We start from the raw sequence: 1,222 nt of genomic DNA on the forward strand, positions 1-1,222 counted from the left end.
CGCTAGGGAAACACTGATTTATCCAGCTCGGCGGTCATCGCTGACGTAGCCGAGAACGTTGTAGAAGGCAGTTCACGGAACGGACCCTCGATGATGAAGCGGCAGATGAGCTTTGCGGAAGCGGAAAGTGCGGGCAGGAAGCGCGTGACCCGGCGTCAGCGTTTCCTGGACGAGATGGAGAAGCTCGTGCCGTGGCCGCGGTTGCTGACGGCGATCGAGCCGTACTATCCGAAGGGTGAGCGCGGCCGTCCGCCGATAGGTCTGGACCGGATGCTTCGAATCTATTTCCTGCAGCAGTGGTACGGCCTGTCGGACGAAGGGCTGGAAGACGCGCTGTACGACAGCATCGCGATGCGTGCCTTCGCGGGAATCGATCTGGCTGTCGAGAATGTGCCGGATGCGACCACGCTGCTGAAGTTCCGGCGCCTGCTGCTCGAGCATGACCTGACGCGCAAGCTGTTCGATGAGATCGGTATCTCGCTGTGCGAACGCGGGCTGATGATGAAGGAAGGTACCTTGGTCGACGCGACGATCATCGAAGCGCCGTCGTCGACCAAGAACGCCGAGAAGAGCCGCGACCCGGAGATGCATCAGACGAAGAAAGGAAACGCCTGGCACTTTGGGATGAAGGTCCATCTCGGGGTCGACGCCGATTCGGGACTGGTTCACAGCGTGGTGGGCACGGCGGCCAACGTGTCGGACGTTTCGCAGGCTCACGCCCTGCTGCACGGGCATGAAGAGGAAGCGTTCGGCGATGCGGGCTACATCGGCGTGGACAAACGCGACGAAATGAACGGCAAGCTGGTGAAATGGCGTGTGGCGGCCAAGCGCGGAAAGATCAAGGCGATGCAGGATGGCCCGCTGAAGGATCTGGTGACCACGGTCGAGCGAACCAAGGCGCAAATCCGCGCGCGGGTCGAGCATCCGTTTCATATCGTCAAGAACCTGTTCCGTTATCGCAAGGTGCGCTACAAGGGACTGGCCAAGAACACGGCGCAGCTGTCCAGTCTGTTCGCCCTGGCGAACCTGGTGATCGTACGAAACCGGCTGCGTTCGGTTCATGGGAGCAGTCCGTCATGCGTGTGAAAAATGCGAGCAGGGAGGCTCGTTTACGAGCCAACTGCACCGAAATGAGCGCCGATTCGATTCGTTATCCGGAAAGTTCGACGTCATCTCACCTGAAACGTCGGCGGTTGGCCCATTAATCAGCATTTCCCTAGCA

At 60.0% G+C, this 1,222-nt stretch carries 1 protein-coding gene; it reads left to right on the top strand.

The window, feature by feature from the left end; genetic code table 11:
* Positions 1 to 93: 93 nt before the first annotated feature.
* Positions 94 to 1,086, top strand: coding sequence for an IS5 family transposase (locus tag PKKP23_RS33400; RefSeq protein WP_126880077.1), 993 nt, complete (start codon positions 94 to 96; stop codon positions 1,084 to 1,086).
* Positions 1,087 to 1,222 lie beyond the last annotated feature (136 nt).

It is taken from the genome of Paraburkholderia kururiensis JCM 10599 = LMG 19447, from assembly GCF_003986935.1.
GTDB classification, from domain to species: Bacteria; Pseudomonadota; Gammaproteobacteria; order Burkholderiales; family Burkholderiaceae; genus Paraburkholderia; species Paraburkholderia kururiensis.

Coding starts and splice junctions, on each gene's coding strand:
- PKKP23_RS33400 (WP_126880077.1), top strand. CDS start 94: ATGAAGCGGCAGATGAGCTTTGCGGAAGCGGAAAGTGCGGGCAGGAAG.